We start from the raw sequence: 20,016 nt of genomic DNA, 5'->3' as shown, positions 1-20,016 counted from the left end.
AGGAGAAGGAAATGAATCGAACAGTCATTATTGATGGGGCACGTACTCCATTTGGAAAATTTGGTGGTGCATTATCCGGCCAAACAGCAAGCGATCTTGGCGCAATTGCCATCAAGGAAGCATTGAAACGGGCAGATGTGAAGGCGGAAGACATTGACGAAGTGATTATTGGTACCGTGCTGCAAGCAGGTCAAGGGCAAATCCCTTCCAGACAAGCAGCGACGAAAGCGGGAATTCCATGGTCGGTAAAAACAGAGACCATCAATAAAGTCTGTGCATCCGGAATGCGGAGCGTCACGCTTGGCGACCAGCTTATCCGTCTCGGTGACGAAGAAGTAATTGTAGCAGGCGGCATGGAATCAATGTCCAATGCGCCTTACTACTTACCGAAAGGCCGCTTCGGATTGAAGATGGGCGACACACAATTGGTGGACGGCATGATCTACGACGGCCTTTCCTGCTCATTCACACCGGACCGCGTTCACATGGGGACGTACGGAAATAAGACAGCCGATTCATTTTCACTAACACGTGAAATGCAAGACGAATGGTCGTTACGAAGCCATGAGCGAGCACTTGCCGCAATTGACGAAGGGAAATTTGCTGAGGAGATTGTTGCCGTAGAAATCCCGCAACGCAAAGGTGATCCGGTAAAAGTTGAAGCAGACGAAGCACCTCGCCGAGATACTTCACTTGAAACACTCGCAAAATTGCGCCCAGCTTTCGGAAAAGATGGCACCATCACAGCCGGAAACGCGCCAGGCGTCAATGACGGTGCATGCGCACTTGTCTTAATGAATGAAGAGCGTGCGGCGAAGGAAGGCAAAAAGCCTTTAGCAACAATCATCGGCCACGCCGAAGTTGCAATTGAGCCCGAAAACTTCCCACAAACACCAGGACTCGTCATCAACGCATTATTGAAGAAAACAGGAAAAGACCTATCAGACATCGATATCTTTGAAATAAACGAAGCATTCGCAGCAGTTGCTCTCGCAAGCTCGCAAATCGCAGGCCTTGACCCTGAAAAAGTAAACGTCAACGGCGGAGCAGTCGCCCTCGGTCATCCAATCGGCGCAAGCGGAGCACGTATTATCCTAACACTTGCGTATGAACTTAAACGCCGCGGCGGCGGAATCGGCATAGCCGCAATCTGCTCAGGCGGCGGGCAAGGCGACGCGATAATGATTGAGGTAGAGAAAGAGTAATTCAGGAAATAGCATCGACTTCTCATTACGGGGTCTGGAGTTCTCATTTATTCACAAAGAGTTCTCCATACAACGTAGCGAGTTCTCGTTTTATCCAAAAGAGTTCTCATTACAGCGACCGGAGTTCTCGTTTAATCCTAAAGAGTTCTCATTACAACGTTTAGAGTTCTCGTTTAAACGAACTTTTCAACAGTAAATATTTTCAATCGTAGACGGGGGTACTTGATTATGGAAATCAAAAAAGTAATGGTTATCGGAGCTGGACAAATGGGTGGAGGAATCGCCCAAGTATGCGCACAAGCCGGCTTTGACGTCAAATTGAACGATATCAAAGAAGAATCCTTTGAGAAGGGGCTTGCCGTTATTACGAAAAACCTTTCCCGCAACGTCGAAAAAGGTCGAATGACGGAAGACGAAAAGAATGCAGTCCTTGGCCGCATTACGAAATCGCTCGACCTTCAAGATGCATCCGACGTCGACATCGTCATCGAGGCAGCAGTCGAAAATATGGACATTAAGAAATCAATTTTCAAACAGCTCGACGGGATTGCGCCAGCGCATGCAATTCTCGCAACAAACACTTCATCCTTACCAATCACTGAAATCGCAGCAGTGACGAAACGTCCGGAAAACGTTATCGGCATGCATTACATGAACCCTGTTCCTGTCATGAAGCTCGTCGAAATTATCCGCGGCCTCGCGACTTCCAACGAAGTGTACCAAGCTGTCGAAGATATGACTCGTAAACTATCAAAAACGCCTGTCGAAGTAAATGACTTCCCAGGATTCGTCGCAAACCGTGTCCTCATGCCGATGATCAACGAAGCAATCTACACATTGTACGAAGGCGTTGCTTCAAAAGAAGCGATAGACGAAGTGATGAAACTTGGCATGAACCATCCAATGGGACCTTTGCAACTCGCGGATTTCATCGGCCTCGACACTTGCCTTTACATCATGGAAACGCTTCACGAAGGCTTTGGCGACTCGAAATACCGCCCTTGTCCGTTGCTCAGAAAGTACGTCAACGCAGGCTGGTTAGGTAAAAAATCCGGCCGCGGATTCTATGAATATTCTTGATTTGATAAAGGCGACGGCTATGTAATCTGGTAGGTCAAAGGTCATGAAACGACGATAAAATTGTGAACATGACCGATAACTTGGCGGAACTGACCGAAAAACTAACCGCTCGTGACCGATAACCCGCCGAATTTGACCGATAAATTTGTGAACATGACCGTTAACGGGTGACTATCACGTTAAGTAAAGGAGCTAATTCCAATGGATTTTCAATTCACCGAAGAACAGCAGATGATGCGTACGATGGTCAGGGATTTTGCGAAGGCAGAAATTGAACCGTTCATTCCACGCATGGAAGCAGGCGAGTTTCCACGCGAAATCCTGACGAAAATGGGCGAGTTAGGTCTAATGGGCATTACCGTGCCAGAAAAATACGGCGGCTCTGATATGGACTTCGTTTCCTACATCATTGCCATTCATGAACTGTCGAAAGTGAGCGCGGTTATCGGCGTCATCCTTTCCGTTCATTCTTCAGTCGGCACGAACCCGATCATGTATTTCGGAAATGAAGAACAAAAAGACCGATACTTGCCGAAAATGGCGACCGGTGAATACCTTGGCGCTTTCTGCCTAACTGAGCCAGGCGCAGGTTCAGACGCCGGATCACTCAAAACAAGAGCCGTGAAAAAAGACGATCACTACGTACTGAACGGCTCTAAAGTGTTCATTACAAATGGCGGGGAAGCGGATGTCTATATCGTGTTTGCATCGACCGATTCTTCAAAAGGGACTTACGGCATCACGACATTTATTGTCGATAAAAATACTCCAGGACTCATCATCGGAAAAGACGAGGAAAAGATGGGGCTTCACGGTTCGCGAACTGTGCAACTCACATTCGAAGACATGAAAGTGCCTGCGAAAAACGTACTTGGCGAAGTTGGCGAAGGCTTTAAAATCGCAATGGCAAACCTCGATGTCGGGAGAATTGGCATCGCAGCACAAGCCCTTGGTATAGGAGAAGCTGCCCTTGAAGCAGCTACCGCCTATTCAATGGAACGTAAGCAATTCGGCAAACCAATCGCAGCAAATCAAGGAGTCGGCTTCAAATTAGCTGACATGGCAACCGCTTCCGAAGCGGCAAGACTCCTCGTCTACCGCGCAGCACAACTTCGTTCGGAAGATAAACCATGCGGAAAAGAAGCCTCCATGGCAAAACTTTTCGCATCCCAAACCGCTGTCGACAACGCCATCGAAGCCGTTCAAGTATTCGGCGGCTACGGATACACAGAAGACTACCCAGTAGAACGCTACTTCCGCGACGCTAAAGTAACCCAAATCTACGAAGGCACAAGCGAAATCCAGCGCATCGTCATCAGCAAGCATTTAACGAAATAACGAAAAGCGGAAGGCGCTTGCTCAGACGCGACAGGCATAAGACAAAGATTCGGTGTGGCGTTTTTTGCCACAAAGAATCTTTGACTTATGACCCGAGCGTTTAGCGCCTGGAGCTGGACAATAACGAAAAGCGGAAGGCGCTTGCTCAGACGAGATAGGCATATACAGTAAATACACCCATACCCTAAGGAGGAAACAAACATGGATTTTAAACTATCGGAAGAACATGAAATGATTCGTAAAATGGTACGCGATTTCGCAATGAATGACGTCGCTCCGACAGCAGCCGAACGTGATGAAGAAGAGCGCTTTGACATGGACATCTGGAACAAAATGGCCGAACTTGGTCTGACAGGTATCCCTTGGCCAGAAGAATATGGCGGAATCGGCAGCGACTATCTTGCATATTGTATCGCAGTTGAAGAACTATCACGCGTCTGCGCGTCAACTGGTGTAACGCTTTCTGCACATACATCACTCGCTGGATGGCCGGTATTCAAATTCGGTACGGAAGAACAAAAGCAGAAATACCTTCGTCCGATGGCGGAAGGAACAAAAATCGGTGCATACGGTCTAACAGAACCAGGCTCAGGTTCAGACGCTGGTGGCATGCGCACAACTGCGAAGCTTGACGGGGATCATTACGTATTGAACGGCTCAAAGATCTTTATTACAAACGGCGGAATTGCTGACATCTACATCGTATTTGCGGTAACAGATCCGGATTCGAAACATAAAGGCACGAGCGCATTCATCGTCGAGAAAGACTTTGCGGGCTTCTCCGTAGGGAAGAAAGAGAAAAAGATGGGGATTCGTTCATCACCGACAACTGAAATCATGTTCGACAACTGCCGTGTACCGAAAGAAAACCTACTTGGTGAAGAAGGCGAAGGGTTCATCGTAGCAATGAAAACATTGGACGGCGGCCGTAACGGAATTGCCGCGCAAGCAGTTGGAATTGCGCAAGGTGCACTTGACGTCGCTGTTGACTATGCGAAAGAGCGTGTCCAATTCGGCAAACCAATCGCTGCGAATCAAGGAATCGGCTTCAAACTTGCTGATATGGCAACTGCGACGGAAGCATCCCGTCTACTCACATACCAAGCTGCATGGCTTGAGTCAAATAACCTGCCATACGGAAAAGCATCTGCAATGGCGAAACTGATGGCCGGGGATACGGCGATGAAAGTAACTACGGAAGCTGTTCAAGTGTACGGCGGTTATGGCTACACGAAAGACTATCCGGTTGAGCGCTACATGAGAGACGCGAAAATTACGCAAATCTATGAAGGAACGCAGGAAATCCAGCGCCTTGTCATCTCCCGCATGCTGACAAAATAATCGGGGAGGATGATGCAAGTGAAGCGCGAAGTGAAATCGTCGGTCAAAGATGAAAGTTTGATTGAAAAAAGACGTGATCAGATCATCCAAGGGGCCGTCCGACTTTTCAAGGAAAAAGGATTCCACCGAGCAACGACAAGAGAAATCGCGAAAGCAGCCGGTTTCAGCATCGGCACTCTTTACGAATACATCCGGACGAAAGAGGACGTCCTCTACCTTGTCTGCGACAGTATTTACAATGAAGTGCAAAGCCGCCTGTCCGCCTCGATGGATCAGGAAGGAACTGTGGAAGGGCTCCAATCGGCAATCGACACATATTACCATCTAATCGACGACATGTCTGACGAATTCGTCGTCATGTACCAAGAATCAAAGTCATTGCCTAAGGACGCCCTCCAGTACGTCCTGAAAAAAGAGATGGAAATGGTCGCCTTATTCAAAAACCTACTGCAAGCATGCACCCGTTCAGGTGAATTGCGGATTAACGAGGAAGCCGTCAACTTGGCGGCACACCATCTCGTCGTTCAAGGACAAATGTGGGCATTCCGCAGATGGGCACTGCGCGCCGACTACACCATCCAAGACTTCATCAGCTTTCAAACCGACCAACTATTTAATGGAATCTTGAAAGGTTGAACCTTAAAAGAAAGGGTGTGCGAGAAATGCAAACAACTGAAATATACAAATCGAAGCACCACGTCCGGTTCGTTACGGCATCCAGCCTATTCGACGGCCATGATGCGTCCATCAATATTATGCGCCGCATCCTGCAATCGACCGGCGCCGAAGTAATTCACCTCGGACATAACCGTTCCGTCGAAGAAGTCGTCAATGCGGCTATCCAGGAAGATGTACAAGGAATCGCCATCTCCTCCTACCAAGGCGGACATGTCGAATACTTCAAATACATGTACGACCTTCTCCAGGAAAAAGGCGCGCCGCATATTCGTATTTACGGCGGCGGTGGCGGCGTAATCCTTCCGAAAGAGATCAAGGAACTGCATGACTACGGCATTGCTTGGATCTTCTCACCCGAAGATGGCCGCAAAATGGGCCTTCAAGGGATGATCAACCGCATGGTAGAGGAATGTGATTTCCTCACAGAAGTTGATGATGAATTAGAACGTCTTGAAAACGTTAGCACCGATCGTCCAGAAGTGCTTGCCAATTTGATCACATATGCGGAAGAAATGTATGACAAAGAAAACCCTGACGCGATTCAATTAATCAAAAAAGCAAGGGAACTTTCTAAACATACGCCGGTTCTTGGAATCACAGGAACGGGTGGGGCAGGGAAGAGCTCACTTACTGATGAATTGATCCGCCGTTTCTTGCGCGAATTGCCGGAGAAGAAAGTTGCAATCCTATCCATCGACCCGACGAAGCAAAAGACGGGCGGAGCATTGCTTGGGGACCGCATCCGCATGAACGCAATCTTCAACAAGCGCGTCTTCATGCGCAGTTTGGCGACACGCGGTTCAAGATCTGAGTTATCTGGCGCCATCAAAGACGTGCTTGACGTTGTAAAAACAGCCGGTTTTGACCTGATCATCGTTGAAACGAGCGGAATCGGGCAAGGGGACGCTGAAATCACGGAAGTATCCGATGTATCGATGTATGTCATGACAAGTGAATTCGGTGCGCCGACGCAGCTTGAGAAAATCGACATGATCGACTTCGCAGACCTAATTGTTATCAATAAATTCGAGCGAAAAGGTTCCGAGGACGCGCTTAGCCAAGTGCAGAAGCAATACCAACGTAGCCATCTTCTATTTGATAAAAAGCTCGATACGATGCCTGTTTACGGGACAATCGCGAGCCAATTCAACGACAAAGGGACGAACTCGCTATTCGCGGCGCTTGTGTCGAAGTTGAATGAAAAATGCGGACTCGACTGGGAAACGTCCTTTACGGAGTTTGTCAAAACTCAGAAACAGAACGTCATCATTCCGAACGACCGCACACATTATTTACGTGAAATCGCCGGTACGATCCGCGACTACCATAAAAAATCCGAACAGCAAGTTGACCTAGCACGCCGTTTATTCCAACTCGAAGGTGCAATTGAAGCTGTAAATGAAAAAGCGCCGGACAATGCACTTGTCGCTTCACTCGAGGCACTATCGGAAGGCGTGCGTGAAGAACTTTCTGCGGAATCAAAACGCATTTTATCAAACTGGAAAACATTAAAAGAATCCTATGCGGGTGATGAATTTATTACGAAAATTCGTGATAAAGAAATCCGCACGCTACTCACGACAACAAGCTTGTCAGGGTTGAAGATTCCGAAAGTGTCCTTGCCGAAATTCAAGGATTACGGCGAAATCCTCCGCTGGGTTTACAGAGAAAATGTCCCGGGTTCATTCCCATATACGGCTGGTGTTTTCCCGTTCAAACGCGAAGGGGAAGATCCGAAACGCCAATTTGCAGGAGAAGGGACGCCGGAAAGAACGAATCGCCGCTTCCATTACTTGTCGAAAGATGACGACGCGAAACGTTTGTCGACAGCATTCGACTCGGTGACACTGTACGGTGAAGATCCAGATGAGCGCCCGGATATTTACGGAAAAGTCGGGGAGTCGGGCGTCAGCATCTGTACACTCGAAGACATGAAAAAGCTGTATGCAGGCTTCGATTTATGCGCACCTTCAACTTCAGTTTCTATGACAATCAATGGACCTGCTCCAATCATCCTTGCGATGTTCATGAATACGGCAGTTGACCAGCAAGTGAAGCTGAAAGAGGAAAAGTTAGGCCGCGTATTGACTGTTGAGGAATTTACGGAAGTGCGCAATGCGACGCTTCAAGTCGTCCGTGGAACCGTGCAAGCGGATATTCTGAAGGAAGACCAAGGACAGAATACTTGCATCTTCTCGACAGAATTCGCGCTTCGTATGATGGGTGATATCCAGCAGTATTTCATCGATAAGAAAGTGCGCAATTACTATTCCGTCTCGATTTCCGGCTACCATATCGCGGAGGCGGGAGCGAATCCGATTTCGCAGCTTGCATTCACGCTCGCGAACGGCTTCACATACGTTGAATATTATTTGAGCCGTGGGATGAACATCGATGATTTCGCACCGAACTTATCCTTCTTCTTCTCGAACGGACTTGACCCGGAATATACCGTGATCGGCCGCGTGGCTCGACGTATCTGGGCAGTCGCAATGCGGGAGAAATATGGCGCGAACGAACGCAGCCAAAAGCTGAAATACCATGTCCAAACTTCCGGTCGTAGCTTGCATGCGCAGGAAATCGACTTCAATGACATTCGTACAACATTGCAGGCGTTAATGGCATTGCAGGACAACTGCAACTCGCTCCATACGAACGCTTACGACGAAGCGATCACGACACCGACCGAAGAATCGGTACGTCGCGCGATGGCAATCCAGATGATCATTACGAAAGAGCATGGTTTATCAAAAAACGAAAATCCTGTTCAAGGCTCTTTCGTTGTCGAAGAACTGACGGATCTTGTCGAAGAATCTGTCCTTCAGGAATTCGAGCGTCTAAACGACCGTGGCGGCGTGTTAGGCTCCATGGAAACACAATACCAGCGCGGCAAAATCCAAGAGGAATCGATGCTTTACGAAATGAAGAAGCACTCGGGTGAACTGCCAATCATCGGCGTCAACACATATTTGAACCCGAATCCGCCTTCCGAAGAAGACATCGACAATATGGAAATCGCACGTGCAACGAAGGAAGAAAAAGAGACGCAAATCACAAACTTGCGCAGCTTCCAATCACAACATAGCGACAAATCGGCTGAACACTTGCGAAAACTGCAGGAAGTCGCAGTCTCCGGCGGCAACATCTTCGCGGAACTGATGGAAACTGTCAAAGTCGCGAGCCTCGGCCAGATTACAAACACATTATATGAAGTCGGCGGACAATATCGCCGCAATATGTAAGAAAGGAAGGACGCTCTGTACGTAAGGGCGTTCTTTTTAGATGGATTCATTCATGGTGACCAGGTTTTGCTCGGGTTTCATGTGGTTATGCTCAAGTTTGAAGGTGTTTTGCTTGAGTTCGGATGACTTTTGCTCGAGTTCAGCATACTTTTGCTCGTGTTGGGACTTTTGACTCACCTGAAACACACCGCAAAACTTCCGCCGCATCATGAAAACCAAACCACGAAAAGTTTCCGAATTTTAATTGTTTAGAAAGTGGATTTTGGCTGTTCCTTCCACGTATAATAAAAGCAATAATGAAAAGAGGTGGGAAAAGATGAAACTGTATCATCATATTATGATTATAATAGTCATCATTACCCTCATCTTCTTTTTATATGGCGTGGGTTACGGGGCGATTCCGTTTTTACTTGCCTCGCTTTACCTTGGCTTCCTTAGCATTAAAGAATTCCAACGTTTGAAGAACAGTAAAAGATGGTAGCATAATAGGAGCTTCATTGTATATAATGATGAGTATGCTTTTGTTCAGAGAAAGGACGTGCGTTTGATGAATCTAACAGAAAAGACAAAGGAAGAACTCCTTGAAGAATCAATGATCGATATTGCGTTTGCCATTTTGACTGACAGACACGAAGCATTGACACTTGAACAATTAATGAATCAAATCCGTGAATTAACAGGTATGTCGGAAAAAGAGATGAAGGCGCGACTCCTTCAATTCTACACAGATATGAATATCGATGGAAGATTCCTTGCCATCAACAACGGCTGGGGATTGCGCGAGTGGTATCCGGTTGATCAAATTGAAGTAGAAACAGCTCCTGTCGTTAAAGTACGCAAAAAGAAGAAGAAAAAAGCGTATGACGATGATGAGGAAGAAGACGAAGAAGAAGAGGAAGTCGATGAGGACGAGCTATTCGACGAAGAGTTCGACGAGCTTGATGACGAAGAGGACATCGACGAAGACGAAGAGGAAGAGGAAGAAGATATCATCGAAATCGAAGAGGATCTCATCGAAGATGATGAAGAGCTTGAACTCGTTCCAGACGACGAATTGGATATTGATGATGAAGACGAAGACGAAGAGTTAGACGAAGACGAGGACGTTCTCTGACACTTTCCACTTGACTTCGAGCGTCAAAGGATTTAATCTTCTATTTGGGCTCCTTGAAAAAGGACACATGAATCCGTGTATAAGCGCTCCTGTTGTAGATAGACTACAGAGGAGCGCTTTTTTGATTTTTTTACTAAAAAACCCCTTAACTAAAAGGAGGAGCTATATATGACTAAATATATCTTTGTAACTGGCGGAGTTGTTTCATCATTAGGCAAAGGAATTAATGCCGCATCTCTTGGCAGATTATTAAAAAGCAGAGGACTACAGGTGACGAACCAAAAGTTCGACCCGTACATCAACCTCGACCCGCGGATGATGAGCCCGTACCAACATGGTGAAGTTTTCGTGACAGAAGACGGTGCCGAAACCGATCTCGACATCGGTCACTACGAACGGTTCATCGACATCAAATGTAATAAATACTCCAATGTAACGATGGGGAAAGTATACTCCTCCGTCCTACGAAAAGAGCGTCGTGGAGATTACAAAGGGGCGACAGTCCAAGTCATCCCGCATATTACAAATGAAATCAAAAGCCTAATCAAACGTGCGGGCCAAGAAACGAATGCAGACGTTGTAATTACGGAAATCGGGGGAAGTGTCGGCGATATCGAATCACTTCCATACCTCGAAGCAATCCGCCAAATGAAGACAGACCTTGGCAAAGACGACGTCATGTACATCCATAACACGCTAATTCCTTACTTGCACGCTGCCAGAGAAATGAAAACAAAACCGACTCAGCATAGCGTTAAAGAATTGCGCGGCCTTGGTATTCAACCGAATATGATCGTGGTCCGAAGCGAGTATCCCGTACCACAGGAAATGAAAGATAAAATCGCTTTATTCTGCAACATCAAACCTGAAGAAGTCATCGAAGCACTCGATGCTGAAACATTGTACGAAGTGCCGATCCGTTTACATGCACAAAACATGGACAAGATCGTTGTCGACTTCCTTGGCCTTGAAACGAAGGAACCTGATTTGACAGAAATCGAAGCGCTTGTGAACCGCGTAAGAAATCTATCACGTAAAGTGAAAATCGCCCTCGTCGGTAAATACGTCGAGCTGCAAGATGCCTACATTTCCGCAGTAGAAGCATTCCGCCATGCGGGCTATGAATTCGATACAGACATCGAATTTGATTGGATCAACTCTGAAGAAGTGACAACTGAAAATGTTGCTGAAACATTGAAAGAAGCAGACGGCATCTTCGTACCTGGCGGCTTCGGCGACCGAGGAATCGACGGCAAAATCGAAGCTGTCCGCTATGCGCGTGAAAACGGCGTCCCATTCTTCGGAGTAGGACTTGGCATGCAGCTTGCTGCAGTCGAATTCGCACGCGACGTTCTTGAAATAAAAGACGCGCATTCAGCAGAATTTGACAGCGAAACAGAAAACGCAATTATCGAAAACAACCGTGACTTCGAAGATCGTACAGATATCGATCAACCAAGCGGCGACATGCGTCTTGGCGCACATCCATGCAAATTGAAGGAAGGAACGAAAGCACAAGAGGCCTACAACGACGAATTAGTCTACGAACGCCATCGCCATCGTTACGAATTCAACAACATCTATCGCGACCAATTCGAAAGAGCCGGTATGATCGTGGCAGGCGAAAGCCCAGATGGACATCTCGTGGAAATCATCGAGTTGAAGGATCACCCATTCTTCATCGGAACTCAATTCCACCCAGAATTCGCATCACGTCCACAACGCCCACAACCGCTAATCCGCGAATTCATTCGCGCAGCACTCAAACACCAAGAAGCATAATACAAAAAAAGGTGAAGGGATCAAATCCCTCCACCTTTTTTCATTCATAATCAAACACGCATAACACCGCCGATACACGCATAAACCTCCGCAGCCACGCAAAAACCCACGGACTCACGCATAAACCTCCGCATCCACTCATAAACCCACGGACCCACGCATAAATTCGCCAGCCCTCACTAATCAATCCTCAAAAATCATCTCATCATACGCCATCTTCACGGCCTCATACAAAAATAACGCCACCATCAAATGAGGTTGGACGATTCTCCCGCCATCATTGCCCGGCAAAATCCCTTTAACCACGCCGGTCGACATATACGTATACGCAAGATCCGCCAATTCATTCTCATCGTTCGCTTTTTCCCCTGCAACAACAGCAAAAGGAATGAATTTATCGGCAAGCATCCGCGCCATACCGAGTGCTCGCTCGTCATTTGCAGTACGAGTAAAAAGCCAAACTCGGTCAGTAGACTGGATTTCCATTCCTTCCACATATTGAGTGGACCCTTTGAAAGGTTCAGCGCCAAATTCCGCATTTATTCCCATCGCGACCATTTCATCAAAGCCCATAAAGATGACTTGTCCTTCACCGATTGTAGCCTGAGCGAGCAATCGGGCCGTCTCCTCAACGGCTTCTTCATTATTCGAACCAGCCCGCTGCAAAAGCCCGCTGATCTGTGTTGTTACTATTTTCATGTTTTCCACCTCGTTTCCATTATATTTTTTTCGCCGGATAAAACCAAGTTATCAATATAGAATAAATATATTTTAAAGATAAGAAGGAGTTTATCCTTATTTGTTGAATTGTAAGTATAGTCAATCATTTAAAGGGGTGAGTGTTATTGAAGAACTTACTGATTGTGGACGACCAGCCGGGAATACGTTTACTATTAAGCGAGGTTTTTAGAAAAGAGGGATTGGAAACGAGGATAGCCTCTAATGGGGCAGAAGCACTCCGTTCCGTAAAAGAGAGAAAACCTGATTGCATCTTATTGGATATGAAAATGCCGGGAATTGACGGGGTAGAAGTGCTAAAAAGAATAAAAAAAGAAAGCCCTTACATACCGGTGTTCATGATGACAGCTTATGGCGAAAATGAATTGACAGAACAGGCACTAAATAATGGGGCTGATAAATATTTCACAAAACCTTTTAATATATACGAAGTGCGCGACGCGGTCATGGATGTTATCGCAAGTCGGAAATAATCATCCTGAATAAAGTGATCACATTCTGGCTAAAATTTATTTGGAATTAAAAACGTGAATTCCTAAAATAAATTCACGTAACTACGAATGAAAAAACACATCCTTGAAAAAGAGGCTCTTCAATTAAAAACACTTCTCACATAAAACAACCCACATACAACCGCAACTTACATCGAGTCCAACAGCGACCCAGACAGTAGTAAATACTGTCTGTTTTTGTTATGATAAAAGAGGTAAATAACGTATCATTCAATAAATTCATCCCACAACTCGGAGGAGGATACCACATGGCACTTGTTTCAATGAAAGAAATGATGATAAAAGGTAAAAAAGAAGGTTATGCAATCGGTCAGTTCAACTTGAACAACCTTGAATATACGCAAGCAATCTTGCAAGCAGCAGAGGAAGAAAAATCACCTGTAATCCTTGGTGTATCAGAAGGTGCAGCACGCTATATGGGCGGTTTCACGACAGTAGTCCACATGGTAAAAGGCTTAATGCATGATTTTAACATCACTGTACCAGTCGCAATCCATCTTGATCACGGTTCCAGCTTCGAAAAGTGTAAAGAGGCGATTGACGCAGGCTTCACATCCGTCATGATCGATGCTTCTTCAAAGCCACTTGCAGAAAACATTGAAATCACAAAACAAGTAGTAGAATACGCACACGCAAGAAACGTATCCGTTGAAGCCGAACTTGGAGTCGTCGGCGGACAAGAAGACGATACGATCGCAGACGGAGTCATCTACGCAGACCCTGCAGAATGTAAAGAACTTGTCGACGCAACAGGCATCGACTGCTTGGCGCCAGCACTTGGGTCCGTCCACGGACCATACAAAGGCGAACCGAACCTTGGATTCGAAGAAATGGAAATCATCTCAAGCCAATCCGACCTTCCACTCGTCCTTCACGGCGGAACAGGCATTCCATTAAAAGACATCCAACGTTCCGTCTCCCTCGGTACAGCTAAGATCAACGTCAACACCGAGAACCAAATCGAAGGAACAAAAGCAGTCCGCGAAGTATTAAACAACGACGCCAACGTCTACGATCCACGCAAATACTTGGCACCAATGCGCGAAGCCATCAAAAAAACCGTAATCGGCAAAATGCGCGAATTCGGGAGCACTGGAAAAGCGTAAGGCGCTTGCTCAGATGCGACAGGCAAAGCCGTAGCGAAGAACGGCTTTTGCGAGTAAAAGCGTAGCGTTACGAGCACATATTTGCCTTGCTTTGCGACCAAAAGCGTCCGCCCGTAGCGGAAATCAACAGTATTAATTTTAAATAAAAGGAGAAGCATCACAGATGCATTCTCCTTCTTTTCCATTCATAAAGAGGAGGAACACACCAATGAAATTTTTCATCGACACAGCAAACTTCGAAGAAATCAAAGAAGCACATAGCTGGGGAATCCTATCTGGCGTAACAACAAACCCATCACTGGTCGCAAAAGAAAACATCTCATTCCACGATCGCCTTCGCGAAATTACTGCCCTCGTACCAGGCTCAGTAAGCGCAGAAGTCATCGCCCTTGACGCAGAAGGAATGATCGAAGAAGGCCGCGAACTTGCTAAAATCGCACCAAATATCACTGTCAAACTTCCAATGACACCGGAAGGCTTAAAGGCGTGCTCCGTCTTCGCCCAAGAAGGCATAAAAACAAACGTGACCCTCATTTTCAGTGCCAACCAAGCTTTGCTTGCCGCACGCGCTGGAGCCACTTACGTATCCCCATTCCTCGGCAGACTTGACGATATCGGTCAAGAAGGAATTCAGTTAATCAGCACAATTGCGGACATCTTCACAATTCATGACTTGGACACGCAAATCATTGCAGCTTCCATCCGCGGGCCGCAGCATATTACAGATGCAGCACTTGCGGGAGCGCATATTGCAACAACTCCTTTCAAAGTACTCAAACAACTATTCAACCACCCGTTGACAGACCAAGGTATTCAACAATTCTTAAACGACTGGGAAGCAAGAAAGAACAAGTGAAACGCCAAAGGAGACTGAAATGGACGTTTATAAAATAAGAGGCGGCAAACCTTTACAAGGAACGATAAAAGTGAGCGGAGCGAAGAACAGTGCCGTTGCATTGATTCCGGCATCCATTTTGGCGGATTCACCTGTCACGATTGAAGGTCTTCCGGAAATTTCGGACGTCTTAACACTGCAGGCGCTTCTTGAAGATATTGGTGGAAAAGTGAATTTCGGAGCAGGGAAGATGACGATCGACCCATCCGAAATGGTTGCCATGCCACTTCCGAACGGCAATGTGAAAAAGCTAAGAGCATCCTATTATCTGATGGGCGCAATGTTAGGCCGATTCAAAAAGGCGGCAATCGGACTTCCTGGAGGCTGCCATTTGGGACCTCGTCCTATCGACCAGCATATTAAAGGCTTCGAGGCTTTAGGTGCAAAAGTGACAAATGAACACGGAGCCATCTATCTGCGTGCCGATGAACTGCGCGGCGCTAAAATCTATTTGGACGTTGTCAGCGTTGGCGCGACAATCAATATCATGCTTGCTGCGGTCCGTGCAAAAGGCCGGACAATTATCGAGAATGCTGCCAAAGAACCTGAAATCATAGATGTCGCAACATTGCTTTCAAACATGGGTGCCAACATTAAAGGCGCCGGTACAAATGTCATCCGAATCGAGGGAGTCGAAAGGCTTCACGGAACGAAACATACAATTATTCCCGATCGTATCGAGGCGGGGACATTCATGATCATGGCAGCGGCTGCAGGAGACGGTGTCTTAATTGATAACGTAATCCCTTTCCACGTTGAAGCACTGACAGCGAAACTCCGTGAGATGGGTGTTGAAGTCGAGGAAAGGGAAGAGCATATTTTCATTCCGAAAACGAGGAATTTGAATGCAGTCGATGTAAAAACACTCGTATATCCAGGTTTCCCGACGGATCTTCAACAGCCATTCTCAGTGCTATTGACACAGGCGAACGGCACTTCTGTCATAACGGATACAATATATTCCGCGAGATTCAAACAGATTGATGAACTTCGAACGATGAATGCAGAAGGAAAAGTAGAGGGCCAATCTGTCATTTTATCTGGACCAACGCCACTACAAGCCGCTACTGTCCGCGCTTCGGATTTAAGGGCGGGTGCAGCTCTTGTCATCGCAGGATTATTGGCGGAAGGCGAAACTGAAATCCAGGAAATTCAACATATCGAACGCGGATACGGCTCGTTGATCGAAAAACTTCGTGGAATCGGCGCCGATATCCGGAAGGAAAATGTGCCCGAAAAAGCGAAAGTACGGGAATAAAGTTCATAAAGTTAATACGGAATAATTGGAAATGTAATTTCCAAGGTATGCTATAATGACAGTAAGAAATCTTACAGCTTTACAATTGAAAAGCGTATTACGGGAGGAACAATCATAATGGAACGCAGTTTATCGATGGAATTAGTACGTGTAACAGAAGCGGCGGCAGTTTCAGCAGCACGCTGGATGGGACGCGGTTTGAAAAACGAAGCGGATGACGCCGCGACAGAAGCGATGCGCACTGTGTTCGACACGATTCCAATGCAGGGAGTCGTTGTTATCGGGGAAGGCGAAATGGATGAAGCACCAATGCTTTACATCGGCGAAGAGTTAGGCACTGGCCAAGGACCGGAAGTTGATGTAGCTGTCGATCCGGTGGAAGGAACGAATATCGTCGCATCAGGAGGCTGGAATGCACTTGCAGTCATCGCAATCGCTGATAAAGGAAACCTTTTAAACGCACCTGATATGTACATGAATAAAATCGCAGTCGGACCTGAAGCGGTTGGCAAAATCAGCATCGATGCAACCGTAACGGAAAACCTTCATGCCGTGGCTAAAGCCAAAAACAAATCGATAGATGAAGTTGTGGCAACTGTCCTCAACCGTGAACGCCATGCGAAAATCATCGAAGAAATCAGAGCTACTGGCGCGCGCATCAAGCTTATCGATGACGGAGACGTAGCAGGTGCCATTAACACGGCATTTGACAACACAGGTGTTGATATTATGTTCGGTATTGGTGGTGCCCCTGAAGGCGTTATCGCTGCTGTTGGACTAAAATGCCTCGGAGGGGAAATCCAAGGACGACTTATTCCTTCAAACGACGAAGAACGTGAACGCTGTGAAAAAATGGGCATCGACGTCACAAAAGTCCTTTACATGGACGACCTTGTAAAAGGAGACGACGCCATCTTTGCAGCAACAGGTGTAACCGACGGTGAACTACTACGCGGAGTCCAATTCAAAGGCGGCTTCAGCGAAACCCACTCACTCGTCATGCGCTCCAAATCCGGCACAATCCGTTTCGTAGAAGGACGCCACAGCCTTAAAAAGAAACCTAATCTTGTAATGCAAGACTAATTTATTTTATTAATAAATCAAAAATAGTAAGCCTCAAAGCCCGGCATAAGCCGGGCATCCTTCTATTCATTGATTTCCTACCTAAGAAGACAACCTCAAAAACTAAAATCAAATAAAGAGTGGTGCTGAATGAACTATGTCGATTCTAACAATTAGCAGTTTAGAAAATATGACGTTAAAAGAGCTTTACGAGCTTGCAAGACAATATAAAATATCCTATTACAGCAAATTAACCAAAAAAGAACTAATCTTTTCAATCCTTAAATCAAGAGCCGAACAAGAAGGATTCTTCTTCATGGAAGGCGTACTCGAAATCATCCAATCAGAAGGCTATGGTTTCCTTCGCCCAATCAACTACTCGCCAAGTTCCGAAGACATCTATATCTCCGCGTCCCAAATCAGACGATTCGACTTGCGAAATGGTGATAAAGTAACTGGGAAAGTACGTCCACCAAAAGAAAACGAACGCTATTACGGACTCCTTCAAGTAGAAGCTGTAAACGGAGAAGACCCTGAAGTCGCACGCGAACGCGTCCACTTCCCAGCACTAACTCCGCTATACCCGGATCGCCACATTCGACTCGAAACGGTTCCAACGAAACTATCAACACGAATCATGGATCTCGTTTCACCAGTAGGTTTCGGTCAACGTGGACTTATCGTTGCACCACCAAAAGCCGGTAAAACAATGCTACTAAAGGAAATTGCAAACGCAATCACGACGAACCATCCCGAAGCTGAATTGATCGTCCTGTTAATCGACGAACGTCCGGAAGAAGTAACCGACATCGAACGTTCCGTTAATGCAGACGTTGTCAGTTCCACATTCGACGAAGTCCCGGAAAACCACGTCAAAGTTGCTGAACTCGTCCTCGAACGCGCTATGCGCCTTGTCGAACATAAACGCGACGTCATCATCTTAATGGATTCAATCACACGTCTTGCACGTGCATATAACCTTGTCATTCCGCCAAGCGGCCGTACACTTTCCGGTGGTATTGACCCTGCGGCATTCCACCGCCCAAAACGTTTCTTCGGCGCAGCGCGTAACCTTGAAGAGGGCGGCAGCTTAACAATCCTTGCCACTGCCTTAATCGACACGGGCTCAAGAATGGACGAAGTTATCTACGAAGAATTCAAAGGAACCGGTAACATGGAACTTCATCTCGATCGCAGCCTTGCAGAACGTCGCGTCTTCCCGGCACTCGACATCCGCCGCTCAGGAACACGGAAGGAAGAACTGCTCATCCCAAGCAACCAGCTTGAAAAACTATGGGCCATCCGAAAAACATTTTCCGATTCCTCCGATTTCGCAGAACGCTTCCTAAAGAAATTGCGTCAGTCCAAATCCAACGAAGAATTCTTCGACAAACTAAACGAAGAAATGAAAGCCCATCGGAATGGAAAAGGTCTATTATAAAATCAACATTTCTACATTGAAAAATAGTTGCAAACCCCAAATAAACCTGTTATAATCTCTAAGTGTGGTTTTACCACCATCTGCTGCATATGCGGTTGACATATACGGACCGTGTAAGGCATCAGTCTTATGCAAGACCTACAATAACACTCTGTTCCAGATGGTTCAGGGCGAGAGGAGAGAGACCGATGAGAGCAGGAATTCATCCAAATTACAAACTTGCAAAAGTTGCTTGTTCATGTGGTAACACATTCGAAACAGGTTCTGTAAAAGAGGACATTCGCGTAGAAGTTTGTTCAGAATGCCATCCATTCTACACTGGACGCCAAAAATTTGCTGCAGCGGACGGACGTATCGACCGCTTCAACAAGAAATACGGCTTCAAAGAAGAAGGACAAGAATAAGACTCATCCAACCCGGCGGATCAACATCCGCCGGGTTTTATCTTTCCAAAAATTTCACATCGTCCACATACCATAATTCAACAAGAAATAAAAGACGTCAATTTCATTCGAATTTAATGTATGATAGACATTCCGAACAAAACAAAAAGCAATTTACATAGAGCGACTGATTGAAAGGGGAACCAATATGTACGTAACAATGCAAGGCGGCTGGATAGAAGTAATTTGTGGAAGCATGTTCTCAGGCAAATCGGAGGAACTAATACGACGCGTGCGCCGTGCGCAATTTGCCAAACAGAAAATCGCAGTATTCAAACCCGAAATCGATGATCGATACAGCGAGGAAGCCGTCGTCAGCCATAACGGTACAACCGTCATCGCAACACCTATCGCGGAGTCGACTCAAATCGAACAATTTGTAAAAGACGAATACGACATCATCGCAATCGACGAAGCCCAATTTTTTGACGAAGGAATCGTAGACGTCGTCATGGATTTGGCGGATCGCGGATTCCGCGTCATCATCGCTGGCCTTGACCAAGACTTCCGCGGCGAACCATTCGGCCCAATGCCTCAACTTTTGGCAGTCGCAGAAAACGTTACAAAACTTCAAGCCGTCTGCACCGTTTGCGGCTCACCTGCAAGCAGAACACAACGCCTTATCAATGGAGAACCAGCTGGCTCCGACGATCCCATCATCCTTGTAGCCGCTTCGGAAGCTTACGAAGCAAGATGCCGCACGCATCACGAAGTGCCAAACGGCGTAACAGCGAACGCAGCAGTAGAATAAAATGTTAGGACAACATGGACAAACCATGTT

The 20,016-nt window shown here is 46.6% G+C and carries 18 protein-coding genes; 17 read left to right on the top strand and 1 reads right to left on the bottom strand.

Annotated elements, in window-relative coordinates:
* Nucleotides 1-11 precede the first annotated feature (11 nt).
* The 9 genes from ACFPZG_RS01985 to ACFPZG_RS01945 all read left to right on the top strand — a co-directional run bounded on the left by ACFPZG_RS01985 (nucleotide 12) and on the right by ACFPZG_RS01945 (nucleotide 11,780).
* On the top strand, nucleotides 12-1,205 hold the full coding sequence (locus tag ACFPZG_RS01985) for an acetyl-CoA C-acetyltransferase (protein ID WP_283733084.1): 1,194 nt from the start codon (nucleotides 12-14) through the stop codon (nucleotides 1,203-1,205).
* Between the two features lie 228 nt (nucleotides 1,206-1,433).
* Nucleotides 1,434-2,285, top strand: coding sequence for a 3-hydroxybutyryl-CoA dehydrogenase (locus ACFPZG_RS01980; protein WP_283733083.1), 852 nt, complete (start codon nucleotides 1,434-1,436; stop codon nucleotides 2,283-2,285).
* A gap of 201 nt (nucleotides 2,286-2,486) precedes the next feature.
* Entirely contained in the window at nucleotides 2,487-3,623 is a 1,137-nt protein-coding gene (locus tag ACFPZG_RS01975; RefSeq protein ID WP_283733082.1) for an acyl-CoA dehydrogenase, read from the top strand.
* A 201-nt stretch (nucleotides 3,624-3,824) separates the two neighbouring features.
* Nucleotides 3,825-4,964 carry an acyl-CoA dehydrogenase gene (locus tag ACFPZG_RS01970; RefSeq protein WP_317940397.1) on the top strand — a complete coding sequence of 380 codons (1,140 nt, stop codon included), beginning with the start codon at nucleotides 3,825-3,827 and terminating at the stop codon, nucleotides 4,962-4,964.
* Between the two features lie 12 nt (nucleotides 4,965-4,976).
* A complete protein-coding gene (locus tag ACFPZG_RS01965; protein ID WP_283734713.1) occupies nucleotides 4,977-5,600 on the top strand; it encodes a TetR/AcrR family transcriptional regulator in 624 nt (207 codons plus the stop codon).
* 26 nt (nucleotides 5,601-5,626) lie between these two features.
* Entirely contained in the window at nucleotides 5,627-8,884 is a 3,258-nt protein-coding gene (icmF, locus tag ACFPZG_RS01960; protein ID WP_317940396.1) for a fused isobutyryl-CoA mutase/GTPase IcmF, read from the top strand.
* A gap of 316 nt (nucleotides 8,885-9,200) precedes the next feature.
* Nucleotides 9,201-9,365 carry a hypothetical protein gene (locus ACFPZG_RS01955; RefSeq protein ID WP_283733081.1) on the top strand — a complete coding sequence of 55 codons (165 nt, stop codon included), beginning with the start codon at nucleotides 9,201-9,203 and terminating at the stop codon, nucleotides 9,363-9,365.
* A 66-nt stretch (nucleotides 9,366-9,431) separates the two neighbouring features.
* Complete coding sequence (gene rpoE / locus ACFPZG_RS01950) at nucleotides 9,432-9,998, top strand: DNA-directed RNA polymerase subunit delta (RefSeq protein WP_317940395.1); 567 nt, start codon at nucleotides 9,432-9,434, stop codon at nucleotides 9,996-9,998.
* A 168-nt stretch (nucleotides 9,999-10,166) separates the two neighbouring features.
* Nucleotides 10,167-11,780 (top strand): CTP synthase, encoded by a 1,614-nt coding sequence (locus ACFPZG_RS01945; protein ID WP_283733080.1) that lies wholly within the window; start codon nucleotides 10,167-10,169, stop codon nucleotides 11,778-11,780.
* Between the two features lie 183 nt (nucleotides 11,781-11,963).
* Here ACFPZG_RS01945 and ACFPZG_RS01940 read toward each other — a convergent pair whose 3' ends face one another.
* On the bottom strand, nucleotides 11,964-12,479 hold the full coding sequence (locus tag ACFPZG_RS01940) for a DUF2529 family protein (protein ID WP_283733079.1): 516 nt from the start codon (nucleotides 12,477-12,479) through the stop codon (nucleotides 11,964-11,966).
* A gap of 146 nt (nucleotides 12,480-12,625) precedes the next feature.
* On the opposite strand from ACFPZG_RS01940, the gene ACFPZG_RS01935 reads away from it, so the two are divergent.
* The 8 genes from ACFPZG_RS01935 to ACFPZG_RS01900 all read left to right on the top strand — a co-directional run bounded on the left by ACFPZG_RS01935 (nucleotide 12,626) and on the right by ACFPZG_RS01900 (nucleotide 19,986).
* Nucleotides 12,626-12,991 (top strand): response regulator, encoded by a 366-nt coding sequence (locus ACFPZG_RS01935; RefSeq protein ID WP_317940394.1) that lies wholly within the window; start codon nucleotides 12,626-12,628, stop codon nucleotides 12,989-12,991.
* Between the two features lie 287 nt (nucleotides 12,992-13,278).
* A complete protein-coding gene (locus tag ACFPZG_RS01930; protein ID WP_317940393.1) occupies nucleotides 13,279-14,136 on the top strand; it encodes a class II fructose-bisphosphate aldolase in 858 nt (285 codons plus the stop codon).
* A gap of 208 nt (nucleotides 14,137-14,344) precedes the next feature.
* On the top strand, nucleotides 14,345-14,992 hold the full coding sequence (gene fsa, locus ACFPZG_RS01925) for a fructose-6-phosphate aldolase (RefSeq protein WP_317940392.1): 648 nt from the start codon (nucleotides 14,345-14,347) through the stop codon (nucleotides 14,990-14,992).
* A 19-nt stretch (nucleotides 14,993-15,011) separates the two neighbouring features.
* Nucleotides 15,012-16,289 carry a UDP-N-acetylglucosamine 1-carboxyvinyltransferase gene (locus ACFPZG_RS01920; RefSeq protein ID WP_317940391.1) on the top strand — a complete coding sequence of 426 codons (1,278 nt, stop codon included), beginning with the start codon at nucleotides 15,012-15,014 and terminating at the stop codon, nucleotides 16,287-16,289.
* Between the two features lie 117 nt (nucleotides 16,290-16,406).
* Nucleotides 16,407-17,372 carry a class II fructose-bisphosphatase gene (glpX, locus tag ACFPZG_RS01915; RefSeq protein WP_283733076.1) on the top strand — a complete coding sequence of 322 codons (966 nt, stop codon included), beginning with the start codon at nucleotides 16,407-16,409 and terminating at the stop codon, nucleotides 17,370-17,372.
* 136 nt (nucleotides 17,373-17,508) lie between these two features.
* A complete protein-coding gene (gene rho / locus ACFPZG_RS01910; protein ID WP_317940390.1) occupies nucleotides 17,509-18,792 on the top strand; it encodes a transcription termination factor Rho in 1,284 nt (427 codons plus the stop codon).
* Nucleotides 18,793-18,980: 188 nt separating this feature from the next.
* The gene (gene rpmE / locus ACFPZG_RS01905; RefSeq protein ID WP_283733074.1) at nucleotides 18,981-19,196 is read left to right on the top strand and encodes a 50S ribosomal protein L31; all 216 of its coding nucleotides are present in this window, start codon (nucleotides 18,981-18,983) and stop codon (nucleotides 19,194-19,196) included.
* A 187-nt stretch (nucleotides 19,197-19,383) separates the two neighbouring features.
* On the top strand, nucleotides 19,384-19,986 hold the full coding sequence (locus tag ACFPZG_RS01900) for a thymidine kinase (protein ID WP_283733073.1): 603 nt from the start codon (nucleotides 19,384-19,386) through the stop codon (nucleotides 19,984-19,986).
* The last annotated feature ends 30 nt before the right edge of the window (nucleotides 19,987-20,016 follow it).

It is taken from the genome of Sporosarcina thermotolerans, assembly GCF_042658975.1.
Classification (GTDB): domain Bacteria; phylum Bacillota; class Bacilli; order Bacillales_A; family Planococcaceae; genus Sporosarcina; species Sporosarcina thermotolerans.
The sequence above is the reverse complement of the archived record's forward strand: the minus strand, read 5'-3'. Positions and strand labels throughout refer to the sequence as shown.